Below are 18,799 nucleotides of genomic sequence, written 5' to 3'. Positions count from 1 at the left end.
AGTTGCCTAGCCGATTATCCTATAATGTCAGCAGCGACGCCAGGGGGGTGCCGCTGCTGATGTAAGAGGCGACTTTTGAACGCGTTGCGGAACTTTATCGAGCAGATCGGTCCGCGCCGGGCCCTGCTGATGGGGGGCGTGGCCCTTGCCATGCTGGCGGGTCTCGGGTGGATGGCCTTTCGCAGCCCCACGACCGAGATGGGCTACCTCTATACCGATCTCGATCCTTCGGCCGCGCAGTCGATCACCGAGAAGCTGAAGGGGCAGAACGTGCCCTTCCAGCTTTCGGCGGACGGCACGTCGGTCATGGCGCCGGTCGACAAGCTGGCCGAACTGCGCATGTCGATGGCGTCCGAGCAGCTCGGCGGCAAGATCGGCTATGAGGTGCTCGATGCCGAGGAGCCTTTCGGCATCTCGTCCTCGCGCGCCAAGCTCAACGAGACCCGCGCCATCGAAGGCGAACTGGTCCGTTCGATCGAGAGCCTTGAGAAAGTGGCCAAGGCACGCGTCCATGTCGTAATGCCCGACCGCGCGATGTTCGAGACCGAACCGCGCAAGGCCAGCGCTTCCGTCACGGTAAAGACCAATGGCCGTCTTTCCGGCGAGCAGGTCCAGGCGATCCGCTATCTCGTGTCTTCCGCCGTGCCCGATCTCAATCCCGAGGCTGTGTCGATCGTCGACCAGACCGGCGCGCTTCTGGCGCGTGCGGGTGAGGGCGGCGATGCGGGCGCGGGCAATCTCGAGGATCGCCAGAACGCCGTCGAGGCGCGCCTGCGCAACGAGATCGAATCGATGATCGAGCCGATCGTGGGCCAGGGCAAGGTGCGCGCCGAAGTGGCCGCCGTGCTCGAACGCGATCAGGTACGCGAGGAATCGGAAGTCTTCGATCCCGATACCCAGGTCGTCGCCCATCAGGTGACGGTGGAATCCAACAACCAGAACGACGAGAACTCCGCCGGCGCGCAAGGCGTGACCGTGGGCGCGCAGTTGCCGGACAACCAGGGCAACGTGGCCGGCAACGGCGGCGAAAACCGCCGTTCGGCGCAGAACGAGACGTCTGAAGACACGACCTACCAGAACAGCCGGACCCAGAAGGTCGCGGTCCGCACGCCCGGGCAGGTCAAGCGCCTGACCGTTGCGGTCATGGTCGACGGCGGTCCGCAGGGCCTTCCTGCCGCGCAGGTCCAGCGCCTGCAGCGGCTGGTCGAGAACGCCGTGGGCTTCGATGCCGATCGCGGCGACAGCGTGGTGGTCGAGAACATGGCGTTCAACGCGCCGACCGATCTCGATGGCGCCGATTCCGGCCTGCCCTTCGGCATCACCACCGACCGCATCTTCGACGTCCTGAAGATCCTGCTGGTGGGCGGCATTATCCTCTTCGCCATCCGCATGCTGAAGCCCAAGCTCGGCGAACCGCCGCTGGTGGAAGGCGTGGTGGAACAGCGCCTGCCCGCTCCGGATGCCGAGATGATCTCGCTGAGCGAACGGGCGGCCGACGGCGACGAGGACGCCATGCGGCAGCTCGAGGAAATGCGGGCTGGAGAGGGCGAACCCCTGCTCGACCAGGAGATCGCGCTTGCTCAGGTCGATGGCCGCATCAAGCTTTCCGCCCTGCGCCGCATCGGTGACGCCATCTCGGCCAGTCCCGCAGAATCCGCATCCGTAATCCGTCAGTGGATGAACAGTTGAAAGGTATGACCATGAGCGACGAGCTCGAGCCGCGCCAGCTGGCGCCTGCTCACCTGACCGAAGAGAACCCCGCTGACATGGGCGGCGAAGGAACGACCGAACGGTCCCCGCGCCCGACCACGCCGCCCACGCCCGACGACCTGCACGCCGTGTTCGACGTGCCGGTGAAGGTCCAGGCCGTGCTTGGCCGTTCGCGCATGGACATCGGCGAACTGTTGCGCCTCAAGCCCGGCATGGTCGTCGAACTCGACCGCCGGGTGGGTGAGCCGGTGGACATCTTCGTCAACAATCGCCTGATCGCTCGCGGCGAAGTTGTCCTGATCGACAGCACGCTGGGCATCACGCTGACCGAAATCGTGCGGCAGGAGGCATGATGCCCGTGTCCGATCACGATCCGACCCGTCTGATGCTGGTCGGCGACCTTGGCAACGCCATGGGCCTCGCGGTCGAGATGGTGCGCGGGTCGGCCGCGAGCATCGCGGTGGGAACCGCGAACCCGGCCGTGCTCGAAGCGTGGCACCGTGCCAACGGCGATATCGTCGTGGTGGATATCGCGGTGAACCTTCAGGATGTCATGGCGCGCCTGCGTGGTGAACGGGCCGGTAATCAGTCCGTCACCATGGCGGTGTCGGAACTGGTGGGCCAGAACATCGCCGAAGTGGAGCGCGAGCTGATCCTGCAGACGCTCGAACGCTGCCGCGGCAACCGCACGACCGCAGCGTCGATGCTCGGCATCTCGGTGCGGACCATGCGCAACAAGCTGCGAACCTTCCTGTCCGACGGCCTCGTGGTGCCGCCGGGCCTGATCCGCCACTGAAGCTTTCGGAACCCGGTGAAGCGATGAACGCACTCGTCTCTGCAAGGCTCGACCAGTTCCTGACGCGCCTCGGCCCCAGCCGCGACCTGGCGCTGGCGCTGGGCGTCAGCGCGATTATCGCCATGCTGATCCTGCCGATGCCGGGCTGGATGCTCGACATGGGTCTGGCGCTTTCGATCACGGCCTCGGTCCTGATCCTGATGACGGCGCTGTTCATCGAAAAGCCGCTCCAGCTTTCCAGCTTCCCGACGATCCTGCTGATCGTGACGATGCTGCGGCTGGGCCTGAACCTTGCCTCGACGCGCCTGATCTTGGGGCACGGGCACGAAGGCCATCACGCGGCGGGCGGCGTTATCGCGGCCTTCGGCGAGTTCCTGATGGGCGGCGAGACCGTCATCGGCCTCACCATCTTCGCGATCCTGATCGTCATCAACTTCGTGGTCATCACCAAGGGCGCGGGGCGCATCGCCGAAGTGGCGGCGCGCTTCAGCCTCGATGCCATGCCCGGCAAGCAGATGGCGATCGACGCCGATCTCAATGCGGGCACCATCACCGAGGCGCAGGCCCGCGAACGCCGCGCCGAGATCGAGGCGGAAAGCGGCTTCTACGGCGCGATGGACGGTGCCTCGAAGTTCGTTAAGGGCGATGCCGTTGCCGGCCTGCTCATCACCGCGATCAACATCGTCGTCGGCCTCATCATCGGCGTGGCCATTCACGGCGTGCCCTTCGGCGAGGCCTTCACCACTTACACGATCCTGACCGTCGGCGACGGTCTGGTCAGCCAGATTCCGGCGCTGATCGTCTCGACGGCGGCGGGCCTGCTGGTCTCGAAGGGCGGCGTGGTCGGCAAGACCGGCGCCGCGCTCGGCGAGCAGCTCGGCCGCTATCCCAAGGCATTCGGCATCGTCGGCGTGCTGATGGGCGTGCTGGCGCTCATGCCCGGCCTGCCGTTCTTCCCGTTCGCATCGCTTGGCGCGGCCTGTGGCTGGCTGGCCTGGTCGATGTCGCGCAAGGCCGAGGCAAAGGCCGCGCAGGAGCGGATGCAGGAAGCGCTCACGCACCAGCAGCAGATGGAGGCGCAGGCCGAGGAGCCGATCTCGCGCACGCTTGCCATCGATTCGCTGCGCATCGAGCTGGGCTACGGCCTGCTGCCGCTCATCAACGATTCGCAGGCCGAGCCGCGCCTGGACGACCAGGTGCGCGCGCTGCGCCGGCAGATGGCGATCGACTACGGCTTCGTGCTGCCCTCGGTCCGCATTCTCGACAACATGGCGCTCAAGCCGAACGAATATATCGTCTTCGTCAAGGAGACCGAGATCGCGCGCGGCGAACTGCGCATCGGCAAGCTGCTGGTGATCAACGCTTCCGGCCAGGACATGGGCATCCGGGGCGAGGCCACCAAGGAGCCGGTGTTCCAGCTTCCGGCGCTCTGGATCGACCGGGACATGCGCGAGGAAGCCGGATTCCGCGGCCTTACCGTGGTCGATTGCGGCACCGTGGTGACGACGCACCTGACCGAGATCGTCAAGGACAACATCGCCGACCTGCTCTCCTATACCGAGACGCAGAAGCTGCTGAACGAGGTCCACAAGGAATCGGAGAAGCTCATCTCCGATATCATTCCCGGCAAGATCTCGATCTCGGGCGTGCAGCGCGTTCTCCAGAACCTGCTGTCCGAGGGCGTGTCGATCCGCGACGTGCCGACGATCCTCGAAGGCATTGCCGAGGCAACCGCGATGTCGGGCAACCTCACGCAAGTGACCGAGCACGTCCGTGCCCGCCTTTCGCGCCAGATCTCCGCCCAGCAGACGTTCGACGGGACGATCCCCATCGTCACGCTCAGCGGGCAATGGGACGAGGTTTTCGGGGAGGCCATCGTCGGCCTGGGCGACGACCGCCACCTCGCCATGGCGCCCTCGCATCTCCAGGCCTTCATCACCGCCGTCCGCGAGGGTTACGACCGCCTCGCCGCGCAGGGCGAAATTCCCTGCCTGCTCACCAGCCCGCCGCTGCGGCCGTTCGTGCGTTCGATCATCGAGCGCGTCCGCCCTGCAACGGTAGTGCTCTCGCAGAACGAAATCCATCCGCGCGCGCGCCTGCGCAGCCTCGGCACGATCGGCTGAAGCGGCAGGCCCGCGTGAAGGCGAGGGTGCGACCGGGACCGGTGCAAACCCTCTATGATAACAACATGGCCGCGTATCGCCGGCCGGAGGATGCTCCATAATGCCGGTTTCCATGAATGCCCTGTTTCCCACCTCCGCACCGGCGGCAGGCGCCGCAACGAGCGCCGACAGCCTGGCCGCAAGCGGACAGAAGGCGCCGGTCGCGTTCGGAACCCTGCTCGGCGCGACCCGCAAGACCGCGCCTGCCGCTTCTGCCATGATCGCGGGCGAGGCGGCGGGGACCGGAGCGGAAACCGTTCCCGCCGCCGACCCGGCATTGGCCGCTCCCGCTCCCGCTCCCGCTCCCGCTGACGCTGCCGAGAACGGCAAGCTCGTCCAGCAGCCGTGGACCGCGGCGACTTCGCTTGAAGAGGCAGCAGCGACACCGGGCGCGGCGCTCGCCGGGAAGCCGGAACAGGGCGCCAAGCCGGTGGCCGCACACAAGACGGTGGCCGACAAGCTCGTTCCGCAGGCGGAGACGGCAAAGACCACGCTGGCGCAGCTTGCGGCGCAGGCCGCCGCTTCGCAGGTTCCCTCCGGCACCGACACGGCAGTACCGGCCGATGGCGCGGCGGCCGATGCGCCGGTTGCCGAGGACGGCAGCGCGCCGGATGCCGGCGATGCGGACGTGGATCCGGCGAGCCTTGTCCAGACCGCGCAAGTTCAGAACATGCCCGTGCCCGCTGCGACGCAGCCTGCGTTGGCGGTGGCGCCGCAGGCGGTCCCGGACGTGAAGGCCGAAAAAACCGAAGGTGGCGCCAAGAGCGGCGAAATTGGCGGCAAGTCCGGCAGCAAGCTGGCGAGCAGGGCATCCGCTGCCGATCGTTCGGCGGGCAGTGCCGACCGCCTCGCCCCGGAGCCGGCGGCAACGCGCGGACAGGGCGCCGGCCCGGCGGCGATGCAGCAGGCCGATTTCACACCGGATCAGTCCTCCGCGCAGGGCGACGGCAATCTTTCGACCCCGCTGCTGTCGCAGACGCTGACCGGCACGGCCGCGCGCCCGGCCGCGCTGCCTTACCCGGCAACGCAGTCGGCGACCCAGAGCGCAGCGGTATCCGTTCAGGAGGGCCAGTTCGGCGCCGATATCGGCGTGGAGATCGCCCGCGCCCTCGACAAGGGCAGCGACGACCTGCTCATCCGCCTCGACCCGCGCCACATGGGCCGGATCGACGTGCGCCTATCCTTCGACCACGAGGGCGTTCTGCGCGCGGTCATGTCGGCGGACAGTTCTTCCGCGCTCGACATGCTGCGCCGCGAAAGCACCGATCTCAATCGCGCGCTGGCCGACGCCGGTATCCGTGCCGACGGCCAGTCCCTGCGCTTCGACAGCCGCTCAGGCGGGCAGGGCGGACAGCGCTGGCAGGGTGACCAGCAAGGGCAGCGGCAGGCGCAGGGCAGCCTGTCCGACACATTCGGCGGGAGCGACGACCCGATCTACCGACCGCTCAGGAGCAGCGGTCATGTCGATCTCATGGCATAAGGCACAAGAGCAATGACCACGGTTTCAAGCACGACGTCGACCACGAGCGACACCACGGCGGCCTCCACTTCGGGGCTGCTGACCGACTACAACCTGTTCCTCAAGCTGCTGACGACGCAGATGACGAACCAGGATCCGCTCGATCCGATGGATACCTCGGAATATACGCAGCAGCTCGTGCAGTATTCGCAGGTGGAGCAGTCGATCCAGCAGACGGGCAAGCTGGAGGACATCCTCAGCCAGCTCACCTCGCAGCAGATGGCGCAGGCATCGAGCTACATCGGGCGCGAGGCGCGTTTCGATTCCCCGGTTGCCGGGCTCGGCAACGCACCGGCCCACTGGACCTATTACGTGGACGGCACGCCTTCCACCATCACCGCCACGATCAAGGATTCCTCGGGCACCGTGGTGAACACCGTGACGCTCGATCCCACCACGCAGGGCTCCTACGAGTGGGACGGAACCAAGGCTGACGGCACGAAGGCCGCGGACGGCGCCTATACCCTGTCGATCACGGCCACCAATGCCGCCGGCAATGCGCTGGATACGACGACCAACTCGGTGGCGATCGTGGATGACGTGGTGACCGACGGCACCAACATCATGCTGGGCGTCAACGGTATCCGCATGTCCGCCTCCGGCCTCGTCGCCCTCGCGGCTGCCGGCGCCAGCACCGATAGCTGACCGGAACGGCCCCGAAAACGAGAAAGGCCCCTGAACCGGCTGGTTCAGGGGCCTTTCTCGTTTCAGGCCTGGCCGACCGTGCTGTGACGGTTGGCATTTCCGATGCCCGTTGCCGGCTCCACGCTCTCCGCCGACTGGAGGGAGACGTCGAGCCTGGTGCAGCCCGGAATACGTTCGGGCAACGCCAGGATCATCAGGCAGTCCGCGATCGATGGATCGTCGATCGGACCGATCAGTTCGTCCACCTCCTCATAGGAGACGTCCGATTGACTCATGCAGCGAAGCGCGGCCGCCTGCCAAAGCTGAGAAGTTGATTCAACTCTCAACTTGAGCGAGAACCAGAACTCTTCGTGCGACACGACAGTTGGACCGGCCTCGCCGGCGCAATTCCAAGGTAAATTTTCTATCATCGCACTCTCAAAAGTACATCGAACCGAATAGATGCAGTCCGTGCCCCCGGACCTGAGAGGGAGTCCCACAACCCCTGAAAGTTCAATGGCTCCCGTGGTCACTGGGACCAACTAAGGGATTTCCCGTATTCGATTTGGCGATTGGGTAAATGTTCTCTTACCGTGGAAGGCGAGACAGTTGGTCTGGCAAACCGGGAGCGCCGAGTAAGGGCGGAAACCCGCGGATTATGAGCGAATCGACAGGCGGCGGCATTACCCAAAGCTAACGCCGATGTGGTTGTGTTCAGGGAGATGCCAGAAATTTAATCCACAATCTTCGGCAGGCTGCCGGCTTTACGCGCTAGGGCGACGCACAGCGCTATTGTCTTTGTGGAAATGGCGGCCGGCGCCGGAAGTCTCAGGGTGTGGCGGGCGGGGGAACGCGGCGCGCGCTCACGATCTTCACCTGCGGTTCGAGCATCTGGCCCTTCATGACGCCTTCGCCCTTGGTGGGCGAACGGGGCTGGTCCCAGATCCTGCGCACCACGTCCATGCCCGAGACGACATGACCGAAGGCGGCAAAGCCTGCGCGGGCTTCGGGATTGTCCGAAGCGGGCTGCGCATTGAGGGACGGGATGTCACTCAGCATGATCGTGAAGTCCGCCGTGGCGCTGCCGGGCGCGTAGCGGGCCATGGAGATGGTGCCGGCCTTGTGCGTGATCCCCGTGACGCTGGTGGGCTCATGAGGCACCGGCGGCAGCACGTTGATGCCCTGCAGGCCGCCTTGCAGCAATCCGTTGGGCTGGTCGCCCCAGTCGAGATGCATGGCGCGGTAGAAGTTGGCACCGTCGAACCTGCGGCTGTCGACGTACTTGAGGAAGTTCGCGACCGTGAGCGGGGCGTGGGCCTTGTCGAGATCGAGGGTGATTGTCCCGGCGCTGGTCGTCAGCGCAACGTAGACATGTTCTGCAGGCTTGGGCTCGGCAGGTTTGGGCTCGGCAGGCTTCGGTGCGGCGGTTTCGCCGGAGGGCGGAGCGTTCTGCGCGAGGGCAGGGGCGGCGAGCGCCAGAACGAACGGTGCGGCGATGAGCCAGGCATTCAGGGCCCGTCGCCGCACCATCGTCTTCATCGGATCAGCGAACCCGCGGGCCGCCGAAGGGAAGCGGCGGAGGAGGACGGCGCGCGCCGCGCGGCAGCTGTGCCTGATAGGCCCGGCCGCAATGCTCGACGCAATAAGGGAACCCGGGGTTCACCTTTTCTCCGCAGAAGTGGAAGTCCGGTTCGCCGGGGTGGCCCATCGGCCAGCGGCACACGCGGTCGCTGAGGTCGAGGAGGCTGGTCTTGTCGGCGATTTCCGCGCTCGGCTTGGCAGGCACCAGGCGGCGGGGCGGCGCGGGCGGAATCGGCTGCTGCTGATCGCCGGGGCCCTGGCGCAGGAAGCCGCCGGGGCCGACAGAGACGACGCGCGGGCCCTTCGGCGCGGCCGGGGCATCTTCGCTGGCGGCGACCGGCGGTGCCACCGGAGCGGGGCTGCGGGGCGCCGGCGCCACGGGCGGCTGCGGCGCGGCGCGCACGACGGGCGCTTCGACCTGCGGCGCGGGCGCGGCTGGCGCGGCCTCGGCAACGGGCTTGGGCTTCTTCGGGGCGGGTGCCGGGCGGGCCGGCTTTTCGTTGGCCTTGACCGGGGAAGGGCGTGCCTTGAGCCCGAGGCGGTGTGCCTTGCCGATCACCGCATTGCGGCTGACGCCGCCAAGCTCGTCCGCGATCTGGCTGGCGGTGGCTCCGCCCTCCCACATCTTGGTCAGCTTCTCGATCCGCTCGTCCGTCCAGCTCATTCGGTGTTCCATCTCTTCATCGGGCGAACCAAGAATCGCCCCAAAATTCCGTGGCGCGGCTTGCCTTGGAAAGCCGCAGCCGATACTCGCCGGTCCATGCCCGATCAAACGAATTCGACCGAACTGCCGACACAGGACGGGAGCGTGTCAGAACACATCGTGCCCCGGACGATCCCGGCCCGCCATTTCCCGGCGAAGGGAGAACCCCTGATCCACCAGGTGAACTGGGAGGGGCTCAAGACCCTTTATATGAAGGAGGTCCGCCGCTTCTTCAAGGTCCAGACCCAGACGATCTGGGCACCGGCGATCACTACCCTGCTGTTTCTGGTGATCTTCACCGTGGCGATGGGGCGCGGCGGCCGTGAAGTGCTCGGCGTCAACTTCGCGACTTTCGTGGCGCCCGGCCTGATCGTCATGGGCATGATGCAGAACGCGTTCGCCAATTCCAGCTTCTCGTTCCTGGCGGGCAAGATCCAGGGAACGATCATCGATTACCTGATGCCGCCGCTGAGCGAAGGCGAACTCATGCTGGCCATGGTCGCCGCGGCGGTGACCCGCGCGGTTCTGGTCGGGCTCGCGCTGTCGGGCGCGATGCTGCTGTGGCCGGGTGTGAGCCTTTCGATGGCGCATCCCTGGGCCGTGATCTGGTTCGGCCTCACAGGTTCGGTATTCCTCGCGCTGCTCGGCTTCCTGTCGTCGATCTGGGCCGAGAAGTTCGATCACAACGCCGCCGTCACCAACTTCGTGATCGCGCCGCTCTCGCTGCTTTCCGGCACGTTCTATGTGATCGACAACCTGGCGCCCACCTTCCAGGCGATCAGCCGCCTCAATCCGTTCTTCTACGTGATCTCGGGCTTCCGGTTCGGTTTCCTGGGTGTCAGCGATATCGGCGATACCAACATGGCCGTGCTCCACAGCGCGATCGGGATGGGTCTGCTGGATGCCGTGCTGGCGGGCATCATCTATCTGGTCCTGCGTTCGGGCTGGAAGCTCAAGGGCTGACATCCTTTCCCCTTCGCAGTTGCAGACGCCCCGTTCGGACATCCGGCCGGGGCGTTTTCGCATGTGGCGAAGGCGGAGGTGAAGGCCCTTGTCACATGGTTGACGCATTGTGACGCTTATGGCCGCGCTTTCGCTTGTGGTCGGCCTGCTGTTGCCTTCTAATGCTCTGGTATCCCTCGAAGGCTAAGGATTTCCGCGTGTTCGCTCCGATCCACACGCGCAAGGTTCGCAAGTCGGAAGCGGCCAGATTTGCGCCGCATATCGTCGTGGCCGCGCTCTTCATCGTCATGCTGATCGTCGGCTTCCTCATCTGGTCCGGGCGCGAGATCGACCGCATCGCAAGCGAGCGAGACCGTTCCATCGTGTCGCTCGTCCTCGCCCAGAGCATCGAGCGGGTCGGCCATGCGCAGGAATCGTCGACCGTGTGGGACGATGCCTTGCGTGAAGCGCGCAGGCGCCCGATCGATCAGGACTGGATGGATCTCAACCTCGGCATCTGGTTCGATCAATATGCCGGGTTCAACGAGGTCTATGTCCTTTCCCCCGAGAGCGTGCCGATCTACGCCATGCGCGGCGGCAAGCGGAAGGTGCCGGAAACCTACATCGCCATCGAAGACGTGGCCGACCCGCTGGTGATGCGGCTGCGCCGCACGCGGGGTAGCGGAAAAGTGGGTGTCGGCGGCGTTCCCATGATCTCGCCCGGCGCCTCGGACCTTGCGATCCTGCGCGGCCGTCCGGCGATCGTCAGCGCGAAGCCGATCCTTTCGGACAGCGGCTCGATCGTCCAGAAGCCGGGAAGCGAGCCGGTGCATATCGGTGTCGTCTATCTCGACAACGACTTCTTCGCCCGCCTCGGCAGCAACTACGGCCTCGCACAGGCGCGCTACGAGATATCGCCGAGCAGGGCCTGGGGCGAAGCCTCGGTGCCGCTCCGCTCGCGCGACGGCGATGTCATCGGCTACTTCGTATGGCATCCCTTCGCGCCGGGGAGCGAGGTGACCCGGTCGGTCGGGCCGGTCGTGCTGCTGGTCCTCCTGCTTTCGGCCGTGGTGATCTACCTCCTGGCCGGCCGGCTCGCCAGCCGGACGCTCGATCTAGAGGAAAGCCGGAGCGAGGCGCGCCACCAGGCGCTGCACGACGCCCTGACCGGACTGGCCAATCGCGCCATGTTCGAAGGGCGGCTGGACGCTGCCCTGTCCCGCTGCCGCCGGGAGGGCGGCCTTGTCGGGCTGCTCTACATCGACCTCGACCGCTTCAAGCAGGTGAACGACAGTCTGGGCCATCCCGCCGGCGATGCGCTGATCCGTCAGGTCGCCCGGCGGCTGACCTCGGAAGTGCGCGGCTACGACATGGTCGCGCGCCTTGGAGGAGACGAGTTCGCCGTGCTCGTCGTCGAGCCGGAATCCCGCGAGGCGATCGGGCAGATCTGCGAACGCATCGTAGCCGAGATCGAGCGTCCGTTCGACGTGGCCGGCGCGCAGGCGTTCATCGGCGCCAGCATCGGCGTTGCCGTCGCGCCGGACCACGGCACCGACCGCACCGAGCTGACGCGGCGTGCGGACATCGCTCTCTACAAGGCGAAGATGGAAGGGCGGAGCCGCTTCACCTTCTTCGAGGCGAGCATGGACGAAGTGGTGCGGCTGCGGGAGACGACCAATCGCGAGCTGCGCCAGGCGCTTCTGGATTGCGACGAGCAGCTCAAGGTCTTCTACCAGCCGGTCTACTCGACGGTCAGTGGCCGGATGGTCGCGGTGGAAGCGCTGCTGCGCTGGAACCATCCGGTGAACGGTCTCGTCAACCCTGCCGGCTTCATCCAGCAGGCCGAAGAGTCCGGCCTCATCGAGGTGCTTGGCGGCTGGGTGCTGCGCAAGGCGGTGGACGATGCCATGGCCTGGCCCGACCTGCGGATATCGGTGAACGTCTCGCCGGTGCAGATGCGCAGCAGGGCCTTCGTGGACAATGTGCGGGCGGTCCTGAACGAGACCGGCCTCGATCCGCGCCGTCTGGAACTGGAGCTGACGGAAACCGCGCTGATGTCTGCTTCGGAAGAGGTCTCCGCGTCTCTCAAGGCGCTGCGTCGGATCGGGGTGGCCTGTGCGCTCGACGATTTCGGAACGGGCTATTCCTCGCTCAGCCACATCCGCGACATTGCGGTGGATCGCATCAAGATAGACCGTTCCTTCGTCCATGCGGTGAACACCGGACCGGGCGCGGCCCTGGTGGAGGCGATCGTCAACGTTGCCCGCGCCAATGGCCTGAACCTGACTGCCGAAGGCGTGGAGACCGAGGCCCAGCTCTCGCACCTGCGGTCACTGGGATGCCACGAAGTACAGGGCTACCTGCTTTCACGCCCGGTTCCGTACGGCGAGATCACGCGCCTGCTGGAAGGCGGCGCGCATTCCTTTTCAGAAACAGGTACCGAATCGTCCTGAAAAAGCGCGGGTTCAGTGCGCGAGACCGCGCCGCAACCGATAGCGCCCGTTGCCGAAATCATCGAACATCTGCGACAAAGAGGGGTGGTCTACCGGCCCGCCCTCGGCATCGGCGAGCAGGTTCTGCTGGCTGACATAGGCAACGTAGCTGGATTCCTCGTTTTCGGCGAGGAGGTGGTAATAGGGCTGGTCGCGTTTGGGGCGCACGTCCACGGGAATGGATTCGTACCATTCCTCACTATGGGCGAACACCGGATCGATATCGAAGATGACGCCCCGGAAGTCATGATTCCGGTGGCGGACCACATCGCCGATAGCGAATCGCGCACGGGTCTGGCGAGGCGCATCGATGATGCGTCCGGCCGTGGGTGAAAAAAAGTGCGCCCTGTTCATGCGAGAAATATAGGTTTCCTGCGGGGTGCAAACAAGCAACCCCTGTGGACAATCCCCATTTTTGAAAACAGGGGGTTGGCAAGGTCGAAATGCTGGGCTAACGGCGCGCTTCCCGACCCGATGGAGACCTTCCATCGCTATCGCATCTCTAGCGGAGAGGTGGCAGAGTGGTCGAATGCGCTGCACTCGAAATGCAGTGTACGGGAAACCGTACCGTGGGTTCGAATCCCACCCTCTCCGCCAAGGGACCATCCCACCACATCACGATTCAGTCTCATAAACCCAAGGATTTCCTTGGTTTATGCCCTGATTCGCTTCCCACCGCATCTCACTCCATCGCACGGCGTCCGAGTCGTTTCGTGGGAAGAAATGTGGGAAGGTTTTGGCATGGGAAAACTGTCTGCGACGAGCGTTAAGGCGGCCACTCGGCCGGGCCGATTGGGTGACGGCGAGGGCCTGTACCTCATCGTCCAGCCCGGCGGTTCAAAGAGCTGGATGTGCCGTGTGCAGAAGCATGGCCTGCGGCGGGATTTCGGTCTCGGCAGCGCTTCGAAAATCTCGCTTGCGACCGCCAGAGAGATGGCGAGGGAAATCCGTAGCTGGATGGAGATGGGGCTCGATCCCATTTTCGAGCGGCGCAAGGCGCAAGGCATACCCACCTTTCGCGAGGCGTCGGCAAAGGTGATTGCCGCCAATGACAAGACCTGGCGTAATCAGAAGCACGCGGCACAGTGGTCCAGTACGCTGGAGGCCTATGTCTTCCCCCACATCGGCGATCGTCAGGTCAATGAGATCACGGGGCCCATGATTCGAAATCTCCTTGCCGAGATATGGCTTACCAAGCCCGAGACCGCTCGCCGCGTTCGCCAGCGGGTCGGCGCAATTCTCGATTGGGCTTATGCCTCCGGCTTTCGCGAGACCGAGGCTCCGATGCGCGCAATCACCAAAGGCCTTCCGCGTCAGCCCAAGAAGGACGGCCATTTCGCCGCCATGCCTTATGACAATGTCCCGGCGTTCCTGCGCCGCCTCCCCGAGCGCGAGACGTTCAGCAGGCTCGCCTTGCAGTTCGCGATCTTCACTGCTGCTCGTTCAGGCGAGGTGCGGGAGGCCACATGGGGTGAGATCGATTTCGATGCCAAGCTTTGGACCATTCCCAAAGAGCGTATGAAAGCCCAGCGCGAACACGTGGTGCCACTAAACGACGGCGCCTTGAAAATTCTGCGGCGGTGTCAGGAACTGAGGTTAGGAGAGGCCACTCTGGTCTTCCCGGGGGCTCGGCCGAAATCTCCCTTGTCAGACATGACCCTATCCAAGCTGCTTCGCGAAATGCGCGAACCCTACACACCGCACGGTTTTCGTTCGTCGTTCCGGGATTGGGTTAGTGAGGAAACCCAGCACCCCAGCGATGTTGCGGAGGCGGCGCTTGCCCACGTGGTGAAGAACAAGACCGAGGCGGCTTACCGTCGAGGCAACCTCTTGGAAAAGCGTCGGGCCATGATGGATGACTGGAATGCATTCTGTGTTGGGTAGTTCTCGGCCCTGTTCATGGCTCTCAGGCGGATGTCCCGATGACCCAAAGAAGTCTTTATGCCGCTTGTGCCACTGATCAGGCGGCCTTTGCGATGCGCTCCACGACGAGCTCGTCCGCGTGCTCGCGCACTTGGGCAAGATCGTAGGCAGTCTGCATGCGCATCAACGTCTCGGCAGAGACCCCAAACGCCTTTTCGAAGCGCATCGCCATCTCGGCCGATAAGGCAGCCTTGCCGTTGAGCAAGTTGCTCATCGCCACGCGGGTCACGCCTAGCGCCGTGGCCGTGGCCTGGACCGTGAGGTGATACGGCTCCACGAAGTTACGCCGGAGCCAAGGGCCCGGATGCGTGAAGATCGAAGGGTGAACCTTGATCGCCATCAGTGGTAGTCCTCCAGATCGAGGTCGCCGATCGTCTGCTCGTCGACCTTCGTGAATGTCAGGCGCCAGTTCCGCGTTACGGTCATGGCGAATGTGCCGGCGCGATTGCCGGTCAGGGCATGGAAGCCGAAGTTGGGAGGAATGGTGAGTTCGCTGAATTCACTGACCGCGAGAATGTACTGGATCATATCGCCAATACGTTCGACTTCGATCATGCCCTTCGTCTTTCCCGTTTCAAGGAATTTACGCAGGTTCTTGTGAGAGACGCTCTCGATTTCCACGATAAGCGTATAGCATGGCTTTACGAATGTGTAAAGCTAAGCTTTACGACATTGGGGGGAAGTTCACCCGCCAGCGGTGGATTGCTTCTGAGGTGTCGTGGCCCCGGCGAGATAAGCCTGCAGTCCAACGCTCTCCGCACTTGGCGACACATTGGTGTGGAATGTGAACATATTGAAAAATAGAGGCTTTGACACTATTAGGGCAATTGCCCCCACGGGACACGCCTTGGCGACACCAGTGGTGGGACGTTACAGGGACTGTGGGTGGATTCGTCCTCGCCGCCGTGATGAACTTGGGTGGGCTTTGTCCCATCCTGACTTGGCCCGTTTTTGCGGGCCTCGCCGCATACCGGTTTCTGGCGCCGGGTAACAAGGTCGGAAAAACTGATGATGAAGTGAATTTGAATGAAGTAATGGAAGGAAGCAAAAAGAAAGACGAGGTGGTAGATATGGGCAAATCGATGATCCGCGAACTCGCGAAAGCTGCACTGATCACGGTGCTTTTTCACACGATCGGCATTGACGCACTGTCCCTGTAACGTCCCATAATCCCCCACGCATCAAATACGGGCCGGCCTTATGTGCCGGCCCTTTTTGCGCCTGATCCAGCGTGATTATGCAGCTTCGATGATTTCCGTATCCAACGCCGGAATTGACCAGACTGCACAAGCGAGGTCGGCAAGCCATGCGGCGCGCTGTGTCACATCCTTGTGGGTCCAGCTTTCAAATGGAGCCATATGCGAAACTGCTCGATCGATTGCGGTATTTCCTATGTCAGGCCTTTGGCCAATCACCCGAGTCAAAAGGAACTGTGACTGCGGATAGATTCCTCGCTTATATGAAAACGGTTTTCTTCCCAGCGACGTATTGATCGATTTTTCGACCAGCGCCAGATTGCCGATCGACCACAGCACCTCCGGGTTGTCCGCATCCGGGCCGAATTCCTGGCGGACGACGTCGTCCGACGACTGGGGAAGAATATGTTCGATATGGACATTCGATCCATCGCAGTAGCGAGACAGCCAGAGGCTCGTTTGTGCGGTGGCTCCGTAGGCTGAGCGATCGACTGCCTGGGTGAGTTTTCCGAGGATATACCTCAGTTGATATTGGCGTAGGAACTGGCCGTTGAGAGCTTGGAATTCTCGACGAAAACGAGAAGAAAGCTCCTGTCTGCGCTTGCGTAAGGTGCGCTCTGCAAATTGCTCGTAGTCAGCTTGGGTCGTGATGCCTGCCAGTTCGGGAGCCCATTCCGGAAACATGACCTCGAATTCCCGATTGGTCTGCCTCGTGATCAAATATGTAAATAGCAGGGCCTCCACATCGACACAGAGTTCGGTAAACAGCTCGGCAGGCAAATCTCGGCCTGCCAATAGCATCACCAAATGCTGACGTGTCGCCCCGCCAGCCAGAAGAGAAATGGATTCGAGCGCCGGATCAGGCTGTCCATCTCTACCTTTGCCACTGAAGAAATTGAGATACGCGTCCAGGGCAAGCTGAAGCCGATCTACGAACGCGATCGGATCTGCTGCAAACCCCACCTTGCTCTCGTTCTTGACGAACCAATCATACAACTCGTCCTCGCGCAGCTTGGTGACGCCCCATGTCGCCAGCACATAATAGCGGAGAAACTGACGTGACCCCATGGTTTCCACCAGCAGCGATTAGAGCCTGGCGGCTTTGTTGCGCATGAGCGCGGGTTGAGCAATGGCCTGCGCAGCGGAGCCCGTAGGGCGTAGTGAAGCAGGCCATTGCTTATGCAGTTCAGCGGCGAACGCCGCTGGTGTTTCGTATCCAAGGGCTGAGTGCGGGCGCGCCTGGTTGTAGTCCTTCGCCCAGGCGGCGATCACGACGCGGGCATGGTCCAGACTGAGGAACAGCGTCTCGTTGAGCAGTTCGTCGCGCATTCGCCCATTGAAGCTTTCCACGTAGCCGTTCTGCATCGGCTTGCCCGGCGCGATGTAGTGCCACTCGACACCAATCTCTCCGCACCAAGCCAGCACCGCGTTGGAGGTCAGCTCGGTGCCATTGTCGCTGACGATCATGCCCGGCTTGCCGCGCTCGGCGATCAGATCGGTGAGTTCGCGCACGACCCTGCGCCCTGAGATCGACGTGTCCGGCACCGCGCGCAGGCACTCCCGGGTCACGTCATCGACGATGTTGAGCACCCGGAACCGGCGGCCCGATGCCATCTGGTCATGCACAAAATCCAGGCTCCAGCGCTGGTTGGGCAGCGCCAGCACGGGTGCTGGCGCCCGCGCACCGACGGCACGACGGCGGTTCCGTCTTCGTCGGACTGCCAACTTCTCCTCGCGGTAGAGCCGCTGGGTCTTCTTGCGATTGATCACCACGCCTTCGCGCCGCAGCAGGATATGTAGTCGGCGATAGCCGAAACGGCGGCGTTGCTGAGCCAACTCGCGCAGCTTCGACCGAAGATCGGCATCATCGTCCCGCTGCGACCGGTAGCGCATGCTCTTCCGATCGGCGCCGATAACACGGCACGCCCGCCGCTCGCTCATCCCCAGGGCCGCCTGGAGACGCGCGACCGCCTCTCGCTTGGCAGCGGGCGTCACCAATTTTTTGCGAGAAGATCCTTCAGGCCGGCATTGTCGAGCATCGCCTCGGCCAAGAGCCGCTTCAGCTTGGCGTTCTCATCCTCGAGCGCTCGTAGCCGCTTCGCCTCGGACACCTCCAGGCCGCCATACTTGGCCCTCCAGTTGTAGATCGTCGCTTCCGATACGCCATGGCGCCGGGCCAGATCGCCGGTCTTCGCTCCGGCCTCGGCCTCCTTCAGCACGCCGATGATCTGCTCTTCCGTGAACCTTGCTCGCTTCATTGTCCGTCCTTCTGTTGGGCCGGACTCTAATCATACCTGGAGGAAAATCAGGGGGTCACGTCAAAACCGCAGAGGCTTCTCGCCGGCTTTATGCAGCTTGTCCGTCAGCAGCTTCCATCGATCTTTCAGCTTGTCGAACTTCGCAGGGTCGGTCCGCATGAAAAGCAGGTTTTTCAATAGGTCCATCGCATCGAGGCCAATGCCACGATCATTGATCGTCTCGAAAATTTTGAGGGCGCGCGCAATGCTGTCCGTGTGAATTCGGATCAGCTTCACCTTGTGAATCAAATACCCGAAAAATCCCCGCACGGACTGCGCGTCGCTGCCGAACTCTTCCGCCAGGAAACGGATGGTGCTGTTATATGCAACAGCGATATTCACCATTGATCGCGTGCCGCGCGTGGCGGGTGCTTGGCTGGTCATGAGTTTCTCGAAGACGTCGCCGGCATCGTCGTACTGCGGGTCGAGACGGGCACGGAAGCTGTCATTGCCGTTATGATCGATCACGGTGTCGGCGATGAGCTTTTTGACGCCTTCCGTTCCATTGTCGCCAAGAGCATGCAGCCGATCACGGATCGCGCAAAGGATGACGAAAAGAGTCGTCGTCCGCTGTTGACCATCGATCAGATCCAGGGCGCCGGGGTGAGCCCTGCTGGGACAGACTACGATCGAACCGATGAAATACTCAGCATCGCCACCTTCGCTCTGTTCGGCGCGAATATCGCCAAGCAATTGCTCAACCTGATCCTGACCCCAAACATATTCGCGCTGGTAATTCGGTACGATGTAAAAATCCCGAAATATGCCAGCTACCGTTGCGTCTTTTGATTCAATCGAGTCCATCATTCCCCCGGATTGAGCTATCTTCCCATAGCGCATGTGCTGTCGAGAAG

General features: G+C 63.5%; 19 protein-coding genes and 1 tRNA gene. 11 read left to right on the top strand and 9 right to left on the bottom strand.

Going from position 1 to position 18,799, the window contains the following annotated elements:
- Positions 1–75 precede the first annotated feature (75 nt).
- From fliF to ACLIMP_RS00145, 6 genes are all read left to right on the top strand, one after another.
- Entirely contained in the window at positions 76–1,689 is a 1,614-nt protein-coding gene (gene fliF, locus ACLIMP_RS00170; protein ID WP_054437854.1) for a flagellar basal-body MS-ring/collar protein FliF, read from the top strand.
- A gap of 11 nt (positions 1,690–1,700) precedes the next feature.
- The gene (gene fliN, locus ACLIMP_RS00165; RefSeq protein WP_054437989.1) at positions 1,701–2,063 is read left to right on the top strand and encodes a flagellar motor switch protein FliN; all 363 of its coding nucleotides are present in this window, start codon (positions 1,701–1,703) and stop codon (positions 2,061–2,063) included.
- Positions 2,060–2,506, top strand: coding sequence for a helix-turn-helix domain-containing protein (locus tag ACLIMP_RS00160; RefSeq protein WP_324696739.1), 447 nt, complete (start codon positions 2,060–2,062; stop codon positions 2,504–2,506). Before fliN ends, ACLIMP_RS00160 begins: the two co-directional genes overlap by 4 nt.
- A 23-nt stretch (positions 2,507–2,529) precedes the next feature.
- Positions 2,530–4,629, top strand: coding sequence for a flagellar biosynthesis protein FlhA (gene flhA, locus ACLIMP_RS00155; protein ID WP_054437852.1), 2,100 nt, complete (start codon positions 2,530–2,532; stop codon positions 4,627–4,629).
- Between the two features lie 100 nt (positions 4,630–4,729).
- Positions 4,730–6,148, top strand: a complete 1,419-nt coding sequence (locus ACLIMP_RS00150) for a flagellar hook-length control protein FliK (RefSeq protein ID WP_443477980.1) — start codon at positions 4,730–4,732, stop codon at positions 6,146–6,148.
- A 12-nt stretch (positions 6,149–6,160) separates the two neighbouring features.
- Entirely contained in the window at positions 6,161–6,832 is a 672-nt protein-coding gene (locus ACLIMP_RS00145) for a flagellar hook assembly protein FlgD (protein WP_443477979.1), read from the top strand.
- Positions 6,833–6,894: 62 nt separating this feature from the next.
- Here the strand turns inward: ACLIMP_RS00145 and ACLIMP_RS00140 are convergent, their stop codons facing one another.
- The 3 genes from ACLIMP_RS00140 to ACLIMP_RS00130 form a co-directional block, all read right to left on the bottom strand.
- Entirely contained in the window at positions 6,895–7,107 is a 213-nt protein-coding gene (locus tag ACLIMP_RS00140; protein WP_324696733.1) for a hypothetical protein, read from the bottom strand.
- 532 nt (positions 7,108–7,639) lie between these two features.
- A complete protein-coding gene (locus ACLIMP_RS00135; protein ID WP_420719889.1) occupies positions 7,640–8,341 on the bottom strand; it encodes a peptidylprolyl isomerase in 702 nt (233 codons plus the stop codon).
- 13 nt (positions 8,342–8,354) lie between these two features.
- Complete coding sequence (locus ACLIMP_RS00130) at positions 8,355–9,056, bottom strand: GcrA family cell cycle regulator (RefSeq protein WP_054437845.1); 702 nt, start codon at positions 9,054–9,056, stop codon at positions 8,355–8,357.
- Positions 9,057–9,152: 96 nt separating this feature from the next.
- Between ACLIMP_RS00130 and ACLIMP_RS00125 the strand changes: the two genes are divergently transcribed.
- Positions 9,153–10,058 carry an ABC transporter permease gene (locus ACLIMP_RS00125; RefSeq protein ID WP_054437843.1) on the top strand — a complete coding sequence of 302 codons (906 nt, stop codon included), beginning with the start codon at positions 9,153–9,155 and terminating at the stop codon, positions 10,056–10,058.
- A gap of 197 nt (positions 10,059–10,255) precedes the next feature.
- Positions 10,256–12,490, top strand: coding sequence for a putative bifunctional diguanylate cyclase/phosphodiesterase (locus ACLIMP_RS00120; RefSeq protein ID WP_324696727.1), 2,235 nt, complete (start codon positions 10,256–10,258; stop codon positions 12,488–12,490).
- Positions 12,491–12,502: 12 nt separating this feature from the next.
- Here the strand turns inward: ACLIMP_RS00120 and hspQ are convergent, their stop codons facing one another.
- The gene (gene hspQ / locus ACLIMP_RS00115) at positions 12,503–12,883 is read right to left on the bottom strand and encodes a heat shock protein HspQ (RefSeq protein WP_054434385.1); all 381 of its coding nucleotides are present in this window, start codon (positions 12,881–12,883) and stop codon (positions 12,503–12,505) included.
- 153 nt (positions 12,884–13,036) lie between these two features.
- Here hspQ and ACLIMP_RS00110 point away from each other — a divergent pair.
- Together ACLIMP_RS00110 and ACLIMP_RS00105 are read left to right on the top strand one after the other, a co-directional pair.
- Positions 13,037–13,126, top strand: a tRNA-Ser gene (locus tag ACLIMP_RS00110).
- Positions 13,127–13,270: 144 nt separating this feature from the next.
- Positions 13,271–14,413 carry a tyrosine-type recombinase/integrase gene (locus ACLIMP_RS00105; RefSeq protein ID WP_443477978.1) on the top strand — a complete coding sequence of 381 codons (1,143 nt, stop codon included), beginning with the start codon at positions 13,271–13,273 and terminating at the stop codon, positions 14,411–14,413.
- A 76-nt stretch (positions 14,414–14,489) separates the two neighbouring features.
- On the opposite strand, the gene ACLIMP_RS00100 is transcribed toward ACLIMP_RS00105, so the two are convergent.
- On the bottom strand, positions 14,490–14,792 hold the full coding sequence (locus ACLIMP_RS00100) for a HigA family addiction module antitoxin (RefSeq protein ID WP_443477977.1): 303 nt from the start codon (positions 14,790–14,792) through the stop codon (positions 14,490–14,492).
- Positions 14,792–15,073: a type II toxin-antitoxin system RelE/ParE family toxin gene (locus ACLIMP_RS00095; protein ID WP_443477976.1), complete on the bottom strand. Its 282-nt coding sequence runs from the start codon at positions 15,071–15,073 to the stop codon at positions 14,792–14,794. Before ACLIMP_RS00095 ends, ACLIMP_RS00100 begins: the two co-directional genes overlap by 1 nt.
- 260 nt (positions 15,074–15,333) lie before the next feature.
- Between ACLIMP_RS00095 and ACLIMP_RS00090 the strand changes: the two genes are divergently transcribed.
- Positions 15,334–15,612 carry a hypothetical protein gene (locus ACLIMP_RS00090; RefSeq protein WP_443477975.1) on the top strand — a complete coding sequence of 93 codons (279 nt, stop codon included), beginning with the start codon at positions 15,334–15,336 and terminating at the stop codon, positions 15,610–15,612.
- Positions 15,613–15,687: 75 nt separating this feature from the next.
- Here the strand turns inward: ACLIMP_RS00090 and ACLIMP_RS00085 are convergent, their stop codons facing one another.
- The 3 genes from ACLIMP_RS00085 to ACLIMP_RS00075 all read right to left on the bottom strand — a co-directional run bounded on the left by ACLIMP_RS00085 (position 15,688) and on the right by ACLIMP_RS00075 (position 18,752).
- The gene (locus tag ACLIMP_RS00085) at positions 15,688–16,716 is read right to left on the bottom strand and encodes an HNH endonuclease family protein (RefSeq protein WP_443477974.1); all 1,029 of its coding nucleotides are present in this window, start codon (positions 16,714–16,716) and stop codon (positions 15,688–15,690) included.
- Between the two features lie 18 nt (positions 16,717–16,734).
- Positions 16,735–17,906, bottom strand: a protein-coding gene (locus ACLIMP_RS00080; protein ID WP_185999051.1) for an IS3 family transposase whose coding sequence is annotated in 2 segments (ribosomal slippage) — positions 16,735–17,654 and positions 17,654–17,906 — 1,173 coding nt in all. Because the reading frame shifts where the segments join, the coding sequence is not laid out codon by codon here.
- Between the two features lie 60 nt (positions 17,907–17,966).
- Positions 17,967–18,752: a DUF262 domain-containing protein gene (locus ACLIMP_RS00075; RefSeq protein WP_443477973.1), complete on the bottom strand. Its 786-nt coding sequence runs from the start codon at positions 18,750–18,752 to the stop codon at positions 17,967–17,969.
- Positions 18,753–18,799 lie beyond the last annotated feature (47 nt).

Source organism: Novosphingobium aeonii, assembly GCF_052279045.1.
Lineage (GTDB): Bacteria > Pseudomonadota > Alphaproteobacteria > Sphingomonadales > Sphingomonadaceae > Novosphingobium.
This window is presented reverse-complemented; position numbering and strand designations above follow the sequence as displayed.